Here is a 19,245-nt window from a genome sequence, read left to right on the forward strand (position 1 = left end):
CTCAATACATCGGGCAAACAACGAGCATCACGTGATTAAAATCTACAACACCCTTAGTCAGAAGAAGGAAGAGTTCAAGCCTATAGAGCCCGGGAAGGTTCGCATGTATGTCTGTGGTATGACGGTTTATGATTACTGTCATCTGGGGCATGCCAGGGTGTTGGTGGCCTTTGATGTGATTACGCGTTATTTGCGTCATCGTGGGTATGACGTTCACTACGTTCGCAATATCACAGATATCGACGACAAGATCCTGCGTCGTGCTGATGAAAATGGCGAGGTTTATAGCGATCTCACCGAGCGCATGATCAAGGCCATGCACGAGGATGAGGCCAGACTGGGGGTTCTGTCGCCGACGGAAGAGCCCTGTGCCACCGATTACATCAACGAAATTGTGGCCATGATCCACAAGCTCGTCGCCAGCGGTCACGCCTATGCCGCCGACAATGGCGATGTCTACTTTTCGGTGGAGTCCTACCCGGATTACGGCAAGCTCAGCAAGAAAAAGCTGGAGGACCTTGTAGCCGGCGCCCGGGTGGATGTTCAGGAAGCCAAGCGCAGCCCGGCGGACTTTGTGCTCTGGAAAGCCGCCAAGCCCGGTGAAGTAAGTTGGGAGTCGCCCTGGGGCGACGGCCGCCCAGGCTGGCACATTGAGTGCTCCGCGATGTCGAACCACTGCCTGGGCGAGACCTTCGATATCCACGGTGGCGGGCCGGACCTTCTGTTCCCTCACCATGAGAACGAAATTGCCCAGTCCGAGTGTGCCAACGGCCACACCTTTGTGAACACCTGGATGCACGCCGGTGCCATTCGTGTGAACAAAGAAAAAATGTCCAAGTCCCTGGGCAACTTCTTCACTATTCGGGAAATCTTCGAAAAATACGCGCCGGAAGTGGTGCGTTATTTCCTGGTTTCCAGCCACTACCGCAGCCAGGTGGATTATTCGGAAGAGAATCTGGCGGAAGCGGGACATACCCTGGCCAGGTTTTATCACGCTCTGCGGGGCCTGGTGCCGGCCAAGGATGTTGCGAAAACCGGGCACGACCGGCAATTCGCGGAGGCCATGGATGATGATTTCAATACCGCAGGGGCGATCGCAGTTCTTCACGCGGTGGTTAACGAGATCAATCAGTACCGTCGCGACGCAGATGATCAGCGGGCCGCTGAAAGTGCCGCCGTGCTGGTGCGACTTGGCCGCATTCTCGGGTTGTTACAGCAGGATCCGGAAGCTTTTTTCCAGGCCGATACGGGCGGCGAGCTCAGTACAGAGGATATCGAGGCCATGATCCGGGCCCGGGCTGAGGCGCGGCAACAGAAAGACTTCGCCGAAGCAGACCGGATCCGTGACGAACTGGCGGATAATGGCATTATTCTTGATGACAGTCGTGAGGGTACCAGTTGGCGCCGGGGATAAGTCTGGTCAATAGCCGGGTTGCAGGCGCGGGAATGACCTTGTAGGCAAAATCCCGTACAATCATGCCCACGATTTATAACGGCTCTAGCAGAGAAACCTGCTGAAAGGGCAGGGAATACAGTAACTCACTGAGGCAAACAACGATGACAGAACGCGTACAAGTCGGCGGCCTTCAGGTCGCGAAGAACCTGTTCGATTTCGTTAATAATGAAGCGATTCCGGGCACCGGTGTCGACACTGACAAATTCTGGGGCGAGTTTGACAGGATTGTTCACGATCTGGCTCCCCGCAATAAAGAGCTGCTCGCCAGGCGCGATGCCATTCAGGAGAAGATGGACACCTGGAATCGCGACCATAAAGGCCAGAAGCTTGATATGGCCGAATACAAGTCATTCCTGAAAGACATCGGCTATCTGGTCGACGAGCCGGGCGATTTCAGGATTTCCACCTCCAATGTGGACCCGGAAGTGGCCACAATGGCCGGTCCCCAGCTGGTGGTTCCGGTGATGAATGCCCGCTTTGCCCTGAACGCTGCCAACGCCCGCTGGGGTAGTCTGTACGATGCGCTTTATGGTACCGATGCCATTCCCGAGGAAGACGGCGCCGAGAAAGGCCGTGGCTATAATCCGGTACGCGGTGCCAGGGTGATCGAGTTCGCCCGCAACCTTCTGGATGACTCAGCCCCGCTGTCCTCCGGTAGCCACAAGGATGCGGTCCAGTACCTGGTAGAGGGTGGCAAACTGGTGGTCAGGCTGCAGAATGGCGAGTCCACCGGCCTGAAAGACGAATCTGCTTTTGTTGGCTACACCGGTGCTGCTGATGCGCCTGCCGGTGTTCTGCTGGTCAGGAATGGCATGCACTTCGAGATCCAGATCGACGCCAGCCATCCCATTGGCAAGGACGACGGTGCCCACGTCAAAGACGTGCTGATGGAGTCTGCCCTGACCACCATCATGGACTGCGAGGACTCTGTTGCCGCCGTGGACGCGGACGACAAGGCGCTGGCCTACCGCAACTGGCTTGGTCTGATGAAGGGCAACCTGGAAGAGACTTTTGACAAGGGCGGGGAGCAAATGACCCGCAAAATGCATCAGGACCGGGCCTACAACAAGCCGAATGGTGGTGAGCTGGTACTCAAGGGGCGCAGTCTGATGTTTGTGCGCAACGTCGGGCACCTGATGACCAACCCGGCGATCCTGCTGAAAGATGGCAGCGAAGTGCCTGAAGGACTGATGGACGGTCTGTTGACCTCGCTGATAGCGATTCACGATCTCAAGGGCACCGGCAAGCTACAGAACAGCACCACCGGTTCGGTTTACATCGTCAAGCCCAAGATGCACGGGCCGGAAGAAGTGGCGTTTACCAATGAATTTTTCGGTCGCGTCGAGGATGCACTCGGCCTGCCCGCGTTCACGCTCAAAGTCGGTATCATGGATGAGGAGCGTCGTACGACCGTTAACCTGAAATCCTGTATCCATGCCGCCAAAGAGCGTGCGGTGTTCATCAATACCGGCTTCCTGGACCGCACCGGTGACGAAATCCACACCTCCATGGAGCTGGGGCCGTTCATGCGCAAGGGTGCGATGAAGCAGGCGACCTGGATTCAGGCCTATGAACAGTGGAACGTGGATATCGGTCTGGAGACCGGTTTCCGCGGAGTTGCGCAGATCGGAAAGGGCATGTGGGCCATGCCGGACCTGATGGCGGGCATGCTGGAAGCCAAGATCGGCCATCCGAAAGCCGGTGCCAATACTGCATGGGTTCCATCGCCCACTGCGGCTACCCTGCATGCCATCCATTATCACCAGGTGAGTGTTGCCGATATCCAGAAAGAACTGGAAAGCCGGACACGCGCCAACCTGGACGATATCCTCACAGTTCCGGTCATGGATGATCCGGAGTCCCTGTCAGCTGAAGAGATCCAGCAGGAGCTGGACAACAATGCCCAGGGTATTCTCGGCTACGTGGTGCGCTGGATCGACAGTGGTGTAGGTTGCTCCAAGGTGCCCGACATCAATGATGTGGGCCTGATGGAAGACCGTGCAACACTGCGTATTGCCTCGCAGTTGCTGACCAACTGGCTCTACCATGGCATCTGCACTGAAGAGCAGATCCACGAAACCATGAAACGCATGGCCGCTGTTGTGGATCGCCAGAATGCCAACGACCCGTCCTACCGCGCCATGGCGCCGGAGTTTGATGCCAGCATTGCCTTCCAGGCAGCCATGGATCTGGTGCTGAAGGGGCGCGAGCAGCCGAACGGCTACACCGAGCCGCTACTGCACGCCTATCGTCTGAAGGCGAAAGAGAAGTACGGGCAGTAAGCGCCCGGCCACAAAAAACCCTGCAATTTTGCAGGGTTTTTTTGTGGGTGGAGCTTTTGAAGTGTTCCGCTTTGTCGGATTACGGCCCATTGGGGCCTAATCCGATCTGCGGGCGGGCACCCCGGAAGTTTTCACATGTAGGTCGGATTAGGCAAAGCCGTAATCCGACAAAGCCACTCAATCCTTGTGAAGTTCGTTAGCGGCATAAAGCGTATTCTGCAACAGCGTCGCAATTGTCATTGGCCCCACACCGCCCGGAACCGGCGTAATATACGCCGCACGCTCTGAAGCGGCGGCAAAATCCACATCCCCTCGCAGCTTCCCGTCTTCCATGCGGTTGATGCCCACATCAATCACGGTAGCCCCGGGTTTGACCCAATCGCCCTTGATCAGCCCCGGTTTGCCAACGGCTGCAATCAGAATATCGGCCTCTCTGACGAACTTCTCCAGGTCATCGGTAAACCGGTGACATACCGTCACCGTTGCGCCTTTGAGCAGCAGTTCCATGGTCATGGGCCGGCCAACGATATTGGAAGCACCCACTATGACCGCGTGCTGGCCCTTGTAAGGGGTGTCAATGCTGTCCAGCAGGGTGATGACGCCGGCGGGTGTGCAGGGCCTCAGGGCGGGTTTGCGCTGTACCAGGCGGCCGATGTTGTAGGGATGGAAGCCGTCCACATCCTTGTCCGGGCGAATCTTTAGCAGAATGGGGTCTGCATCCATGTGCGCCGGCAGCGGAAGCTGTACCAGAATGCCGTCTACATCCGCGTTTTCATTCAGTTCGTCGACCAGTGCTTCCAGCGCCTCCTGGGAGGTGTCTTCCGGCAGGTCATAAGAAAGCGACATGATGCCGGCCTCATCGCAGGCCCTGCGCTTGTTGCCCACATAAACCTGAGAGGCCGGGTCACTGCCTACCAGCACCACGGCAAGTCCCGGAGCACGAAGGCCCTGCTGTTTGCGGGTTTCGGTTGCTGCCGCGACCTGCTGGCGCACGGCGGCTGCGATTTCTTTTCCGTTAATCAGTTTGGCGCTCATGTCTTTGTCTTGTCGGTTATGCGAAGATGAAGGCGTTGCATTGTCTCATGCTTGGGGTCTGCCGCCAATCGATGGGCGAAAAGCCCAAATGCTTGTTGACGGACCGGTTCGGCGCCGGTAATATGCGCGCCAACTTTGCTGAGGTTTCTGTTGTTCAGTTCAGACGGGGTATAGCGCAGTCTGGTAGCGCGCCTGCTTTGGGAGCAGGATGTCGGGAGTTCGAATCTCTCTACCCCGACCACTTTCTGAATATTCAGGTGGGCGAACGGTTCTATGCGCCCGTAGCTCAGCTGGATAGAGCATCGGCCTTCTAAGCCGGTGGTCGCAGGTTCGAGTCCTGCCGGGCGCGCCATACCGCAGACGGTCTGATCCGTCCCGGAGACACCGAATCAGCAAAGTTAATTTGGAGTATTGGGCGGGGAATTGCCCGTCGATAGTCTGGATGTGGTGGACGTAGCTCAGTTGGTAGAGCTCAGGATTGTGACTCCTGCGGTCGAGGGTTCGATCCCCTTCGTCCACCCCAATTTTTTCTGAAGTATTCCAGGGTTTTTTCCGCAAGGCAGGTCCGTTCTTCCCGAATGTCAGGCAGAGCAGCCCGCGACACTGTGCGAGCGTGGCGGAACTGGTAGACGCGCTGGATTTAGGTTCCAGTGGGGCAACCCGTGAGAGTTCGAGTCTCTCCGCTCGCACCATTTTATCTTATTGGTTTTCTCCTCTTTTTCCTTTTCCTGATCCGTTCGTGAACCTTTGTCGCAAAAGAGCCTTTATCGGGTGATTCTCTCGGCATGGCAAACCGTGATAAACTACCGGCTTTTAAATTTGCGTCCTTTTCCGGGAATTCGCCCTGAACAGGACTTTTGGTTTTACTTTCATTCACATACCGAACCTGTAATTTGAGGATCTTCCATGCAAGTGTCTGTTGAAACGACCTCCAACATCGAACGTCGGATGACGATTGGTGTGCCCGCCCAGGAAATCGACCAGGCGGTCCAGAAGCGCCTGCAGGAAACCGCACGCACAGTCAAGATGAACGGTTTCCGTCCGGGCAAAGTGCCCATGAGTGTGGTGAAGCGTCGTTTCGGTGACAGCGTCCGTCAGGAAATTGTCGGCGAAGTCATGCGTGACAACTACATCAAGGCGCTCCAGGAGCAGGACATCAATCCGGCCGGCTGGCCCAGGTTTGAACCGAAAACCATGGAAGAGGGCAAAGACCTCGAGTTCGTGGCCGTCTTTGAAGTGATGCCGGAAGTGGAGCTGGGTGATTTCAGCAAGATCTCCGTTGAAAAGCCGAAGGCCGAGATTACCGAAAAAGACGTCGACACCATGATCGACAATCTGCGCCGCCAGCAGGCGACCATGAAATCCGTCAAGCGCAAGTCCAAGAACAAGGACGTGGTGCTGATCGACTTCAAAGGCTTTGTGGACGGTGAGGAGTTCGAAGGTGGCGCTGCCGAGAACCACAAACTGACCCTGGGTTCCGGCCAGATGATTCCCGGGTTTGAAAAGGGCATCGTTGGCGGCAAGGCTGGCGAAGAGTTCGAGATTGAAGTGACCTTCCCCGAGGATTACCAGAACGAAGAATTGGCGGGCAAGCCGGCGAAGTTCGAGATCAAGATTCACGACGTTCAGGAGCCGCAGTTACCGGAACTGGACGCCGAGTTCTTCAAGAAATTCGGTATCGACGCAGAAGACGAAGCTACCTTCCGTGAAGAAGTCCGGAAGAATATGGAACGGGAGCTCAAGCAGGCTGTCTCCAACAAGGTCAAGAACGACGTTGTTGAAGGACTGCTCGAGAGTACCGACCTTGAAGTTCCCACAGCCCTGGTAGACCAGGAAATCGACCGTCTGCGCCAGGATGCGGTACAGCGGTTCGGCGGCCAGGTTGATCCGCAGCAGCTGCCGAAAGAGATCTTTGAAGAGCAGGCTCGTCGTCGTGTAAAAACCGGCCTGCTGTTCCAGGAAGTCGTGAAGCAGCATGACCTGAAAGCAGATCCTGCTAAAGTGGATGAAAAGATCCAGGAAATCGCATCAACGTATGAACAACCGGAGGAGGTTGTCGCGCACTTCAGCAGCAACCCGGAGCAGAAGCAGCAGATCGAGTCCTCTGTTCTCGAAGATGCGGTTGTTGACCTGGTTCTGGATCAGGCCGACGTCAAGGAAAAGACGCTCAAGTACGAAGAGGCTATCCAGGCCGGCCAGCAGCAACAGGGTTAAAGACTGCGGGGGACCAATAAAATCAGTGTCCCCGGCATGTACTGAGTGAAGCAGCCGGCACGTCCGGCTGTTTTCATCTTGGCCCGGTGCTGGCAGAGTGGGAGTAGTTACGAGGCTTTGCCGATTTATAACGCTGTGGCAGACCAACGCCACCTCATTGTCCAGAAAGGAGTTCACGCGCATCATGACGCAGAAACCAATCGATGGCCCCGCAATGGTTACCAATTCCGGCCTGGTGCCAATCGTTATAGAGCAGACCGCACGGGGCGAGCGCTCATTTGATATCTTTTCGCGTCTGCTCAAGGAGCGGGTCATCTTCATGGTAGGCCCGGTTGAGGATCACATGGCCAACCTGATTGTGGCGCAGCTGTTGTTCCTCGAGTCAGAAAATCCTGACAAGGACATTCACCTGTACATCAACAGCCCGGGTGGTTCTGTGACTGCTGGCATGTCCATTTACGACACCATGCAGTTTGTCAAGCCGGATGTGGCCACCCTCTGTGTGGGTCAGGCGGCCAGTATGGGCGCTTTCCTGCTGGCCGGCGGTGCTGCAGGCAAACGTGCCTGCCTGCCGAATTCGCGGGTCATGATCCACCAGCCGCTGGGCGGCTATCAGGGCCAGGCATCGGATATCGAGATCCACACACGTGAGATTCTGAAGATACGCCACACCCTCAATTCCATCCTTGCGCACCATACCGGCCAGAAGCTGGAAACCATCGGCAAGGACACAGACCGTGATTACTTTATGGATCCACAACAGGCAAAGGACTATGGCCTGATTGATTCTATACTTGATAAGCGTGTACCGAATAAATAATACTGGAAGGTAATCGCAACATTCCCTGCCGGCGTATAGTGGTAACTGCGTCGGTAAACCAAGCTCAGAGGTATTTCAATGGCAGATGAAAAAAACGGCAGAGGCGACGATAACGGCAAGTTGCTGTACTGCTCGTTTTGTGGAAAGAGCCAGCATGAAGTCCGTAAGCTCATTGCAGGGCCCTCGGTGTTCATCTGCGACGAGTGCGTCGACCTGTGCAACGATATTATCCGGGAAGAAATCCAGGAAAATGCCCAGGAAGAAGCCAGCGATCGTCTTCCGACACCCGCCGAAATCCGCGACACGCTTAACGAGTACGTGATCGGCCAGGACCGGGCCAAGGTGGTGCTCTCAGTAGCGGTGTACAACCACTACAAGCGCCTGCGTTACGGCGAGGGCAAGGCCGAGGTGGAACTTGGCAAGAGCAACATATTGCTGATTGGCCCCACTGGCAGTGGCAAGACATTGCTTGCAGAAACGCTGGCAAGGATGCTCAACGTTCCGTTCACCATTGCTGATGCCACCACGCTCACGGAAGCGGGTTATGTTGGTGAGGATGTTGAGAATATCATTCAGAAGTTGCTGCAGAAATGTGATTACGATGTGGATAAGGCCCAGCGCGGCATCGTATACATTGACGAGATCGACAAGATTTCCCGCAAGTCTGATAATCCCTCCATTACACGGGATGTGTCCGGTGAGGGTGTACAGCAGGCGCTGCTCAAGCTGATTGAAGGCACGGTTGCTTCAGTTCCGCCCCAGGGCGGGCGCAAGCATCCGCAGCAGGAATTCCTTCAGGTGGACACCGGCAACATGCTGTTTATCTGCGGTGGTGCCTTTGCCGGCCTGGACAAGGTGATTCAGGAGCGTTCTGACCGCAGCAGTATCGGGTTTTCAGCAACGGTGAAAAGTCCCGAGGATATCAAGAATACCGGCGACATCATCAAGGACGTCGAGACAGAAGATCTGGTCAAATATGGCCTGATCCCTGAGTTTGTTGGTCGTCTGCCCGTTGTGGCGACGCTGTCGGAGCTGGATGAGGATGCGCTTGTCCAGATACTGACAGAGCCCAAGAATGCTCTCACCAAGCAGTATCAGAAGCTGTTTGACATGGAAGGTGTAGAGCTGGACTTCCGCGAAGACGCGCTTCGGGCGGTCGCCCGCAAGGCCATGATCCGTAAAACCGGTGCTCGGGGCCTGCGTTCCATCATGGAGGCAACGCTGCTGGATACCATGTACCAGATTCCGTCCGAGCATGATGTTTCCAAGGTTGTCATTGATGAAAGCGTGATCAACGGCCATTCAGAGCCCTTCAAGATCTATGACAGCAGTGACCACGCCAAGGCAGTTCCCGAGGACTGAGTGCCCGGGCTGTTAGCGTGACAAAAAAGGGCGGCGACGCCCTTTTTTTATGGCCGGAGGACAAGCGAAAGAGCGGCATTCCGAACTGTAAAAAGATTGCAATTTTTGCTGTCGCCCCAAAGAAGGGTGATATGCTGAATCAAACATCGTCAGAGGATTTTCTATGACCCTGATACCTGAAGAATCTGTGCAAGAATACCCGCTGTTACCACTGAGAGATGTGGTGGTGTTCCCGCACATGGTAGTGCCGCTGTTCGTGGGCCGTGAAAAGTCCATACAGGCGCTGGAAGCGGCCATGGAGGGCAACAAGGAGATCCTGCTGGTTGCCCAGCGAGATGCTTCCACCGACGAGCCCGGCCCGGACGACGTGTTTGCCATGGGCACTGTGGCGACCGTGTTACAAATGCTTCGACTGCCGGATGGGACGGTCAAGGTCCTGGTTGAAGGCAACGCGCGGGCAACCATCACCAATATTGATGACGGTGAATACCTGTCCGGCAAGGCCATGCTGATGGATGAGGACTCCCTGCCGGCACGGGAAGAGGAGGTCCTGGTCAAGACTCTGATGGAGGAGTTTGAAAAATACGTCAAGCTCTCAAGAAAGGTGCCTTCGGAAGTCTCCAACGCGCTCACGGGCATCACCGAACTCGAGCGCCTGGCCGACACCATGGCCGCTCATCTGGAATTGAAGATTCCTGAGAAGCAGGAACTTCTGGAAGCACTGGAAATCCGCCAGCGTGTGGACCTGCTTCTGGGCAAGCTGGATGGCGAAATCGATCTGATCGAGGTTGAGAAACGCATACGTGGCCGCGTCAAGAAGCAGATGGAGCGCAGCCAGCGGGAGTATTACCTCAACGAGCAGATGAAAGCGATCCAGAAGGAGATGGGCAGCCTCGGTGAGGGCAACAACGACTTTGAAGAGCTTGAGCAGAAGCTGGAAGAAGCCAGCCTGCCTGAAGAGGCCCGTAAGAAAACCGAAGCGGAGCTCAACAAGCTCAAGATGATGTCGCCCATGTCTGCCGAGGCAACGGTGGTACGTGGCTATATCGACTGGATGCTGGCCATTCCCTGGAAGAAGCGCAGCCGCGTTCGCCATGACATCGAGAAAGCCCGTGACATTCTCGACGAAGATCATTACGGACTGGACGAGGTCAAGAAGCGTATTCTGGAGTACCTGGCTGTCCAGAGCCGGGTGAAAAAGGTGAAGGGTCCTGTGCTCTGTCTGGTGGGGCCTCCTGGTGTAGGTAAAACCTCGCTGGGGCAGTCGATTGCCCGCGCGACCAATCGAAAATATACCCGTATGGCGCTTGGTGGCGTGCGCGATGAGGCCGAGATTCGCGGTCATCGCAAAACCTACATTGGTGCGCTTCCGGGCAAGCTTTTGCAGAAATTGTCCAAGGTGGGCGTGAAGAATCCGCTGTTCCTGTTCGATGAAATCGACAAGATGGGCATGGACCACCGCGGTGATCCGGCTTCGGCTCTTCTGGAAGTACTGGATCCGGAACAGAACCACACCTTTAATGACCATTATCTGGAGGTGGACTACGACCTTTCAGACGTGATGTTTGTATGCACATCGAATTCCATGGACATTCCGTCAGCCCTGCTGGACCGTATGGAAATCATCCGTATTCCGGGTTATACCGAAGATGAGAAGGTCAATATCGCGCTCAAGTATCTGTTGCCGAAGCAGATAAAGGCCAATGGTCTGCGCAGGAACGAACTGGAAATACCGAAGGAAACACTGCGCGACCTGATCCGTTACTACACACGTGAGGCGGGCGTGCGTGGCCTGGAGAGGGAGATTGCCAAGCTTTGTCGCAAGGTGGTGCGTGATCACGTAGAAAGCGGCGACAAGAGCTCTGTCACGCTGACGCCGGAGATGCTCGAGGATTACTCGGGCGTGAAGAAGTTCAAGTATGGTCTGGCCGAGGAGAAGAACCAGGTCGGCCAGGTTACCGGACTTGCCTGGACTCAGGTCGGCGGCGAACTGCTGACGCTGGAATGTGCCTTGACCAGAGGCAAGGGCAGAGTCATCAAGACCGGCTCCCTGGGTGACGTCATGCAGGAGTCAATCCAGGCCGCACTGACGGTGGTGAGAAGCCGTGCGGTTGGCCTGGGAATCAGTGACGATTTCCATGAAAAGCACGATCTTCACGTTCACGTTCCCGAGGGAGCCACGCCAAAAGATGGCCCCAGTGCCGGTGTGGGCATGTGCACGGCGCTGGTTTCTGCACTGACCCAGATTCCGGTTCGGGCTGACGTGGCGATGACCGGTGAGATCACCCTTCGGGGCCGGGTACTGCCCATCGGAGGCCTCAAGGAAAAGCTGTTGGCGGCCCATCGTGGCGGTATCAAGACAGTGATCATCCCCGATGAAAATGTCCGCGATCTCAAGGAGATACCGGACAATATCAAGGAGTCCCTGGAGATTCGTCCGGTCAAGTGGATTGATGAGGTTCTGGATATAGCACTGGCCTATCCACCGGAACCACTCACCGAGGATTCATCATCGGAGAAGGCTGCCAGCAAGCCCCGGGATGATGATGGTGAGGCCGCAGAGCGCATAAATACACATTAAACACACGCTGTGTTGTTGACATGCGAGAGAGCCCATTGGTATAACTGTTTCGCCGTGAAGCAGCCAATATCAAGGGCTCCCGCGCAGTTAGTGCCTATTCCGGACACCGGTAAGTAGCCGCAAGGAATAAAAATAGTGAAGAATGGAATTCTCCGACCGCTTATGCGATAGTCGGGAACATCCAGGAGACAACAAACCAACCTATAACATCTTCAACCTGAAATCGAAGGGGTTTAGTGTGAATAAGTCCGAACTGATTGATGCAATTGCAGAATCTGCAGATATTTCCAAAGCCGCTGCTGGCCGCGCTCTGGATGCCATGACCACTTCCATTACCAGTGCCCTTCAAAAAGGCGATCAGGTAACGCTGATTGGTTTTGGTACCTTCTCTGTTAAAGAGCGTGCTGCGCGCACTGGTCGTAACCCGCAGACTGGTGCCGAGATCAAGATCCCGGCCTCCAAGGTGCCTGGGTTCAAGGCAGGTAAGGCCCTGAAAGACGCCGTTAAGTAACGGCTGCTTTCATCGGCAGCGCCCGGAACAGCGGGGGTTGCCGGAGCGGTTGGCCCGGTGGCAATACCGCAGTCAGCCAGCTCAGATGAATTCAAGGCGCATTCCTGAATGAATGCGCCTTTTTACGTTAAGAGACCCTCACAGACATCGATCAGGGATCCGGGAGAAACATGCTTCAAGATATTCGGGATAATGCCCAGGGCACCATTGCCAAAGTTATTATTGGCCTTCTGATTGTTTCACTTTCGATCTGGGGAATGGACGCGATTGTCGGCGGTTTTTCCGGCGAACCTGAGGTTGCCACAGTCAACGGCGAGGACATCACCGAGCGTGAGTTCATGCGCGTTGTGCAGATGGAAACCCAGCGTCGTCTGTCAGAAATGGATAATCCGGATCCCTCCATGCTTGATGAGGACCAGGTTCGTCGTGACGTTCTTCAGTCGCTGATCCAGGAAAAGGTCATGACGCAGGATGCCGAGAACCAGGGCCTTGAACTTTCAGATCAGGATATCGACTCACTGATCACCCAGATGCCCCAGTTCCAGGTGGATGGTACGTTCAACCGGGATCGGTTTGTATCGACTGTCAGGAATCTGGGAATGGGAGTAGGCGAGTTCCGGGAAACCATGCGCCAGCAGTATGTGGTGAACCAGATTCGCGCGGGTATCGCCCAGAGCGGTATCGTCGCTGATGAAAATGTGGCCCAGCTGCTGCGTATTCAGAACCAGACGCGGGATTTCCGGATGGTGACGCTCTCTGAGGAGACGGTGAGTGACCAGGTGGAAGTCACCGAGGCCGACATAGAAGCCTATTATCAGGATAACCAGGACGCGTTCCAGCAGCCGGAAAGCGTGGATGCCCGGTACATTGTGTTGTCCCGTGAAGCGCTCGCCGAAGCGATCGATGTCAGTGACGAGGAACTCCGTGAGTATTATCAAGAGCGTTCCTCGGAGCTGGCCAGGGAGGAGCGACGGGCAGCTCATATCCTGATTGAAGATGGTGAGAATGCCGGGGAGACCGTGTCGGCTATCCAGGAGAGACTGGCGGCAGGCGAGGAATTTGCGGAACTGGCTGAGGAGTTTTCCGTGGATACAGTCTCGGCCGAAGAGGGTGGCGACCTTGGTTTTGCGGAGCGTGGTGTTTACGACGAAGCGTTTGAAGAAGCCCTGTTCCAGCTTGAGGAGGGAGAAGTCTCGGAGCCGGTCTCGACCAGTTTCGGTATTCACCTGATCAAGTTGCTGGAGGTGCAGAAGTCTGAGGTGCCGCCGCTGGAGGAGCTTGAAGATGAGCTTCGCAGGGAACTTGCACGAAACAAGGCTACAGAGCGCTTCGCCGAGGTTCGTTCCGAGCTCGCCGATCTGGCGTATGCCGCCGACGATCTGGAAGGTCCCGCCCAGGAGCTCGGTCTCGAGATACGGGAAAAAAGTGGTATCACCCGGGATGGTGGCGAAGCGCCATTTGATCACGAGGGCCTCGTGCGTCAGTTATTTTCCGAAGATGTTCTGCAGGATGGCTTCAATACCGAGCTGATCGACGTTGGCGACAACATGTCCGTGGTTGCCAGAGTGGCTGAGTATCACGAAGCCCAGCAACAACCACTGGATGAAGTGTCAGAGGAGATCCGTTCCGCACTGACCCGTCAGAAGACCCGGGAAGCTCTGAGCGAGCGAGCTGAAGCGGTTATCGCTGAGCTGGAGTCCGGCAAGGAGCCTGAGGAGATCGGCATTGGAGAATGGCAGTCCTATGACGATCAGCCGCGAAACAGTCCTGTGCTGGGTGGTGCAGTCATATCCCGTGCGTTTTCACTGCAGCGGCCAGAAAACGGCGACGAAGTTTATGGTTCCGTGATGTCCAATAACGGCATGGCCATTATCGCCCTTGAAGCGGTCAATGAAGGTGAGGTAAACCGGGACGGTAACGAGTTCAGCCAGCTCCAGAGCTTCCTGGCATCACTGGAAGGCCAGCGGGAGTATCAGGCCTACCAGCAATATCTCCGTGAGAGAGCGGAAGTTGAGCGCCAGTAGACGAAAAAAGCACCCGTCAGCGGGTGCATGATCCGGTTTTGACCAAGGCCCGGGACAATGTCCCGGGCCTTTTTCTTTCTAGATGGGAAACCTCGTGGGTTTCAGGCTTTCCTTGATTTTTTTCAGATGACCGAGAAAATCTGCGCCACGTTTCAGAGTGACGCCGGTGGCCAGAATATCGATCACGGTAAGGTGAATAATGCGTGACGACATGGGCATGTAGACCTCGGTGTCTTCCGGAGCGGTGACTTCTATGACTACGGTGCAGGCCTCGGCGAGCGGTGAGCCGGGCATGGTGATTCCGATAATTGTGGCACCGTTTGCCCTGGCCTGCTGGGCAATCTCCACTGTTTCCCGGGTGCGACCGGTGTAGGAGATAAGCACGATAACATCCCCCGTGGTGCTGCCTGCGGCAACCATCCGCTGCATCAGCGCATCGTCATAGGACATGACCGGAATATTGAAGCGGAAGAATTTGTGCTGGGCATCCATGGCAACGGGTGCAGACCCGCCCATGCCGAAGAAGTTGATCTGCTTGGCCTGGATCAGGTAATCAATAGCCACTGACAGCGCTTTGGGATCAAGGGCCTGGCGCGCCTTGTCCAGACTGGCAATGGTACTGAGCATGATTTTGTCGGCAAACTCTGCCACTGTGTCATCAGGCTCGACATTTTGCCCGATATAGGGAGTGCCAGTGGCTATACTCTGGGCCAGCCGGATTTTGAAATCGGGGAAACCGGTGGCGGAAAACCCGCGGCAGAACCGATTGACAGTAGGTTCGCTGACGTCAGCGGCCCTCGCCAATGCCGCAATGCTGTATCGGGTTGCGGCGCTGGGGTCGCGAAGAATTGCTTCGGCAACCTTGCGCTCGGATTTGTTAAGAGTGTCCAGCCTCAGCTGGATATCTTCGAGCAGATTGTCGTCGCGTTGCGCCTGATTGGCAGCCATTGAGAATACTCCCTGATTTATCGGCTTTCGTGTCAAAATCCGCGCTGATTATAACCTGTTTCCGGGCGATTTGTGGTAGTAAAAGTATCAATAAATGGGAAATTTCCTTGGAAAATGGGGTTTCAGGTGTCATTATTTTAATAAAATTACGACATTAGCGCCTCAAGTCGTGGGGACTGTGCGTTCTGCACAAAACTAGAGAGAAGGAACCCGATGGCTGATTCGATCAATACCCGCTGTGACCTGATGATGTTTGGAGCGCTGGGGGACCTGGCGCAACGCAAACTGTTTCCCGCGCTGTATCAGCTCGAACGCGCGGGGTTGCTGCATGATGGTACCCGCATTCTTGCCATCGCAAGAAACCGGGCTGGCACCGGAGAGGTTCGCAGAATTCTCCTCGAAAAGCTCAAGGAACATGTAAAGTGGCACGAGTTTGATGCTGGCGTGGCAGAGGGCTTCCTGCAGCGAGTGGACTATCACTTTCTCGATTTTACCAACTCGGAGGGCTACAGGGATCTTAACGGGTGGCGCACCATCGAAGCCAGCAATCTGATTGTTTACATGGCGACACCACCTGCCATGTATGGTGTCATTGCCCGCAATCTGCGCAGCAACGGGTGCTGTGACCAGGACACCCGGGTTGTGGTGGAGAAGCCCATCGGCCATGACCTGGAATCCTCCAAGGTTATTAACGACGAACTGGGTGAAGTCTATAACGAGAACCAGTTGTTCCGGATTGATCATTACCTGGGTAAGGAAACGGTCCAGAACCTGATTGCCCTGCGTTTTGCCAACAACCTTTTTGCGTCCCAGTGGGACCAGAACCACATTTCCCATGTGGAAATCTCGGTGGCGGAGAGCGTTGGTATTGAGGGCCGGTGGGGCTATTTCGACAAGGCCGGCCAGGTTCGCGATATGGTCCAGAACCACCTGCTGCAGTTGTTATGTCTCATCGCCATGGACCCGCCCGCGGACCTCTCCGCCGACAGTATCCGTAACGAGAAAGTAAAGGTTTTGAAGGCGCTGCGGCGGATTACCCCCCACCTGATGGACACCCATGTGGTGCGCGGCCAGTATACCGCAGGCACCAGTGACGGCAAGCCGGTTCCCGGTTATCTGGAAGAAGAGGGCGCCATCAAGCGAAGCAAGACAGAAACGTTTGTCGCCCTTAAAGCCGAAATTGAGAACTGGCGCTGGTCCGGTGTGCCTTTCTATATCCGTACCGGAAAGCGCCTGCCGGAAAAGCTGTCCCAGATTATTATCCATTTCAAACCGGCACCTCACTACATCTTTGATCCGGACCAGAAACACCTGGCCAACAACAAGCTCATCATCCGTTTGCAGCCGGACGAAGGTATGTCTCTGCAGATTCTCACCAAGGATCAGGGCCTGGACAAGGGTATGCGCCTGCGCCAGGGACCGCTGGAGCTGACTTTCTCGGAAACGTTCGAAACCGATCGCATTCCCGATGCCTACGAGCGGCTGCTCTGGGAGATCATGAAAGGCAACCAGTATCTGTTTGTGCGCCGTGACGAAGTGGAGCATGCCTGGCAGTGGGTGGACCAGATTATCCGTAACTGGGAGGACAGCGGGGAGCCACCGAAGCGTTACGCCGCTGGCACCTGGGGCCCGGTGGCCTCCATTGCAATGATCACGCGGGACGGAAGGAGCTGGTATGAAGATGCATGATCTGAATCTGCCGGATGGGGTGGATGCGCACTTTTTTGATACCCCTGATGACGCCGCCGTGGCTCTGGCGGATGCCGTTGCCAACCACCTTGCCGAGAGGCTTCTGATTGCGCCCCGGGCCAGCCTTGTGGTCTCCGGCGGCTCCACACCCCGGCCGTTCTTCGGGGCCTTGCGGCAAAAGCCGCTGGACTGGGCGCGAATTGATGTACTGCTGGCGGATGAGCGCTGGGTGCCGGAAGACGATGAGTCCAGCAATACCCGTTTGGTGAAAGAGAATCTCCTGCAGGGCCCTGCAGCGGAGGCCAACTATCTGTCACTGAAGCAGCCCGGTGATACTCCGGCAGATGGTCTTGCCGCAGTAGAAGCGGCGCTCGCTGATCTTCATCTACCGCTGGACGTGCTGATTCTGGGTATGGGCAACGACGGCCATACCGCATCCCTGTTCCCCGATGCGCCGGAGCTGGACGAGGCTCTGGACACCGATTCCGCCGCCATTGTGGCGCCAGTGACACCGCCTTCCCGGCCCGAGAAGCGCATAACGCTTACGCTGGGAGCACTGAGCCGCGCTGGCTTCACGGCGCTGCACCTGAAAGGTGATGACAAACTGGAAACGTTGAAGGCGGCCTGCAGTGATATCCGCCAGGTAAAGGAAATGCCCGTCCGTGCCTTCCTCAGGCCCGGCCTGCAGATTTTCTGGAGCGCCTGAGAGCCGCGGCCATGGAACCGTTTTACCGGAGAAAAAATTATGAGCCAACTGTCTGATTTTCACCGCGACCGGGTCCGGTCGGTGCTCAGCGCCTCACCCCTGATTCCGGTGATCACCATCGGCCACCCCGACCAGGCGGTGCCATTGTGTCAGGCCCTGGTTGATGGCGGTATCCGTGTTCTGGAAATCACTCTGCGTACCTCCCACGGCGTAAAAGCCATCGAGCAGGTAAGAAAAGCCATTCCGGACGCCTGGGTGGGTGCCGGCACGGTAACCAGTATTGCCCAGTACCGCCAGGTGGAAGCCGCCGGTGCCCAGTTTGTGATCACCCCGGGCGTTACCGAAGCCATCCTGGAATTTGGCGTCACCTCCGGGGCGCCCCTGCTGCCGGGCATTGCCACCATTTCCGAGCTTATGGTGGCCTACAATCTGGGCTATCGCGAATTCAAGTTCTTCCCGGCCGAAGTCGCCGGCGGTATCCCGGCCCTGAAAGCCTTCTCCGGACCCTTTCCGGACGTCACCTTCTGCCCGACCGGTGGTATTCGTCGGAACACCGCCAAGGACTATCTCGCGCTGGACAATGTGGCAGCTGTTGGTGGTACCTGGTTGACTCCGGGAGAGGCGGTTGAATCCGGTGACTGGGGGCAGATTTCGGAGATTGTTCGGGGAAGTCTTCTCGATCTCTGAGATTTTCCTCGGTCTGTAGCCTGATGAATTGGGGTTTTCGCGGTTGGTGGGCCGGTCTTTCGGGAATGTAATTGGCCAGGGATGGCCAATTTCAAGCGCACATGGACGTGCTCGTAGCGTTTCCCGAAAGACCGGCCCAGCAACCGCTTGATCGGGCTTCGAAGATAACGCTTCGGATGCGGCAAGAACAAATGTAGGTCGATGAGATGGTCTCCTCCCCTCCTAATCGGCGTCGCAATGCGCCAGGATAGGGAAGGAGATTTCCTATCAGACATGAGTGGGAGGAGACCATGACTAAGCTTACAACGATTGGCATTGATCTCGCAAAGAACACCTTTGTCCTTTACGGGCTGGGGCCGAAAGGCCAGTGCGGCTGGAAGCGCAAAGTGCGCCGCAGTCAATTGCTTGAGCAATTGGTGCGGCAGGAGCCTTGCACGGTCGCCCTGGAGGCATGTGGCAGCTCCCACTACTGGGCCCGCCAGATACAGGCATTGGGGCATGAGGTTGAGCTTTTGCCGCCACAACACGTCAAGGGGTATCTGCGGGGTCAGAAGAACGACTACAACGACGCCCAGGCCATTGCTGAGGCCTGCGAGCACGGGCGGATCCGCCCGGTGCCCATCAAGAGTGCGGAGCAGCAGGATGAGCAGGTGCTGCACAAGTTGCGCCAGGGAGTGAGCAAGGACAGGACCCGGATAAGCAATCAGTTGCGGGGCCTGCTGGCCGAGTATGGCGTGATCATCCCCAAGGGAATCGCCGCCTTGCGCCGGGAGCTGCCGCTGGCCCTGGCGGACGCCGACAATGCATTGACCGAGCGGGCTCGACAATTGCTGAGCCGCCAGTACCAGCATTTCATGAAGCTGGAAGAGGAACTGGCCTGGTACGACGAGCAGGTGAAACAGACGGCGAAACAGGACGAGACCTGTCAGC

The 19,245-nt window shown here is 56.2% G+C and carries 14 protein-coding genes and 4 tRNA genes; 16 read left to right on the top strand and 2 right to left on the bottom strand.

The features are described 5' to 3' along the window. The first annotated feature begins 31 nt into the window (after positions 1-31). Together cysS and DIT72_RS15720 are read left to right on the top strand one after the other, a co-directional pair. Positions 32-1,414, top strand: coding sequence for a cysteine--tRNA ligase (cysS, locus tag DIT72_RS15715; RefSeq protein ID WP_135956193.1), 1,383 nt, complete (start codon positions 32-34; stop codon positions 1,412-1,414). Positions 1,415-1,557: 143 nt separating this feature from the next. After that, entirely contained in the window at positions 1,558-3,738 is a 2,181-nt protein-coding gene (locus DIT72_RS15720) for a malate synthase G (protein WP_135956194.1), read from the top strand. A 177-nt stretch (positions 3,739-3,915) separates the two neighbouring features. On the opposite strand, the gene folD is transcribed toward DIT72_RS15720, so the two are convergent. Further along, positions 3,916-4,773 (bottom strand): bifunctional methylenetetrahydrofolate dehydrogenase/methenyltetrahydrofolate cyclohydrolase FolD, encoded by an 858-nt coding sequence (gene folD / locus DIT72_RS15725; protein WP_135956195.1) that lies wholly within the window; start codon positions 4,771-4,773, stop codon positions 3,916-3,918. A 164-nt stretch (positions 4,774-4,937) separates the two neighbouring features. Between folD and DIT72_RS15730 the strand changes: the two genes are divergently transcribed. The 10 genes from DIT72_RS15730 to DIT72_RS15775 all read left to right on the top strand — a co-directional run bounded on the left by DIT72_RS15730 (position 4,938) and on the right by DIT72_RS15775 (position 14,285). Next, positions 4,938-5,014, top strand: a tRNA-Pro gene (locus DIT72_RS15730). Positions 5,015-5,048: 34 nt separating this feature from the next. Continuing rightward, positions 5,049-5,125: transfer RNA gene (locus tag DIT72_RS15735), tRNA-Arg, on the top strand. A 95-nt stretch (positions 5,126-5,220) separates the two neighbouring features. Continuing rightward, positions 5,221-5,296 (top strand) — tRNA-His (locus DIT72_RS15740). Positions 5,297-5,380: 84 nt separating this feature from the next. Then, positions 5,381-5,465 (top strand) — tRNA-Leu (locus DIT72_RS15745). A gap of 214 nt (positions 5,466-5,679) precedes the next feature. Beyond that, positions 5,680-6,987: a trigger factor gene (gene tig, locus DIT72_RS15750; RefSeq protein WP_135956196.1), complete on the top strand. Its 1,308-nt coding sequence runs from the start codon at positions 5,680-5,682 to the stop codon at positions 6,985-6,987. Between the two features lie 184 nt (positions 6,988-7,171). After that, positions 7,172-7,807 (top strand): ATP-dependent Clp endopeptidase proteolytic subunit ClpP, encoded by a 636-nt coding sequence (gene clpP / locus DIT72_RS15755; RefSeq protein WP_135956197.1) that lies wholly within the window; start codon positions 7,172-7,174, stop codon positions 7,805-7,807. Positions 7,808-7,885: 78 nt separating this feature from the next. Beyond that, positions 7,886-9,169 (top strand): ATP-dependent Clp protease ATP-binding subunit ClpX, encoded by a 1,284-nt coding sequence (gene clpX, locus DIT72_RS15760; RefSeq protein WP_135956198.1) that lies wholly within the window; start codon positions 7,886-7,888, stop codon positions 9,167-9,169. A gap of 163 nt (positions 9,170-9,332) precedes the next feature. Further along, positions 9,333-11,750: an endopeptidase La gene (lon, locus tag DIT72_RS15765; RefSeq protein ID WP_135956199.1), complete on the top strand. Its 2,418-nt coding sequence runs from the start codon at positions 9,333-9,335 to the stop codon at positions 11,748-11,750. 238 nt (positions 11,751-11,988) lie between these two features. Continuing rightward, positions 11,989-12,261 carry an HU family DNA-binding protein gene (locus tag DIT72_RS15770; RefSeq protein ID WP_135956212.1) on the top strand — a complete coding sequence of 91 codons (273 nt, stop codon included), beginning with the start codon at positions 11,989-11,991 and terminating at the stop codon, positions 12,259-12,261. 170 nt (positions 12,262-12,431) lie between these two features. After that, the gene (locus DIT72_RS15775) at positions 12,432-14,285 is read left to right on the top strand and encodes a SurA N-terminal domain-containing protein (protein ID WP_135956200.1); all 1,854 of its coding nucleotides are present in this window, start codon (positions 12,432-12,434) and stop codon (positions 14,283-14,285) included. Between the two features lie 78 nt (positions 14,286-14,363). Here the strand turns inward: DIT72_RS15775 and DIT72_RS15780 are convergent, their stop codons facing one another. Next, positions 14,364-15,233: a MurR/RpiR family transcriptional regulator gene (locus DIT72_RS15780; protein ID WP_135956201.1), complete on the bottom strand. Its 870-nt coding sequence runs from the start codon at positions 15,231-15,233 to the stop codon at positions 14,364-14,366. Between the two features lie 213 nt (positions 15,234-15,446). On the opposite strand from DIT72_RS15780, the gene zwf reads away from it, so the two are divergent. From zwf to DIT72_RS15800, 4 genes are all read left to right on the top strand, one after another. Continuing rightward, a complete protein-coding gene (gene zwf / locus DIT72_RS15785) occupies positions 15,447-16,922 on the top strand; it encodes a glucose-6-phosphate dehydrogenase (RefSeq protein WP_135956202.1) in 1,476 nt (491 codons plus the stop codon). Further along, positions 16,909-17,628 (top strand): 6-phosphogluconolactonase, encoded by a 720-nt coding sequence (pgl, locus tag DIT72_RS15790; protein WP_323053155.1) that lies wholly within the window; start codon positions 16,909-16,911, stop codon positions 17,626-17,628. The genes zwf and pgl overlap by 14 nt, the downstream gene beginning before the upstream one ends. Before the next feature lie 39 nt (positions 17,629-17,667). Then, positions 17,668-18,315, top strand: a complete 648-nt coding sequence (locus DIT72_RS15795) for a bifunctional 4-hydroxy-2-oxoglutarate aldolase/2-dehydro-3-deoxy-phosphogluconate aldolase (protein WP_135956203.1) — start codon at positions 17,668-17,670, stop codon at positions 18,313-18,315. Between the two features lie 290 nt (positions 18,316-18,605). Beyond that, positions 18,606-19,245, top strand: a 640-nt coding sequence (locus tag DIT72_RS15800) for an IS110 family RNA-guided transposase (RefSeq protein ID WP_135956204.1), incomplete at its 3' end; no start/stop codon positions are given.

This window comes from Marinobacter orientalis (assembly GCF_004792665.1).
Lineage (GTDB): Bacteria > Pseudomonadota > Gammaproteobacteria > Pseudomonadales > Oleiphilaceae > Marinobacter > Marinobacter orientalis.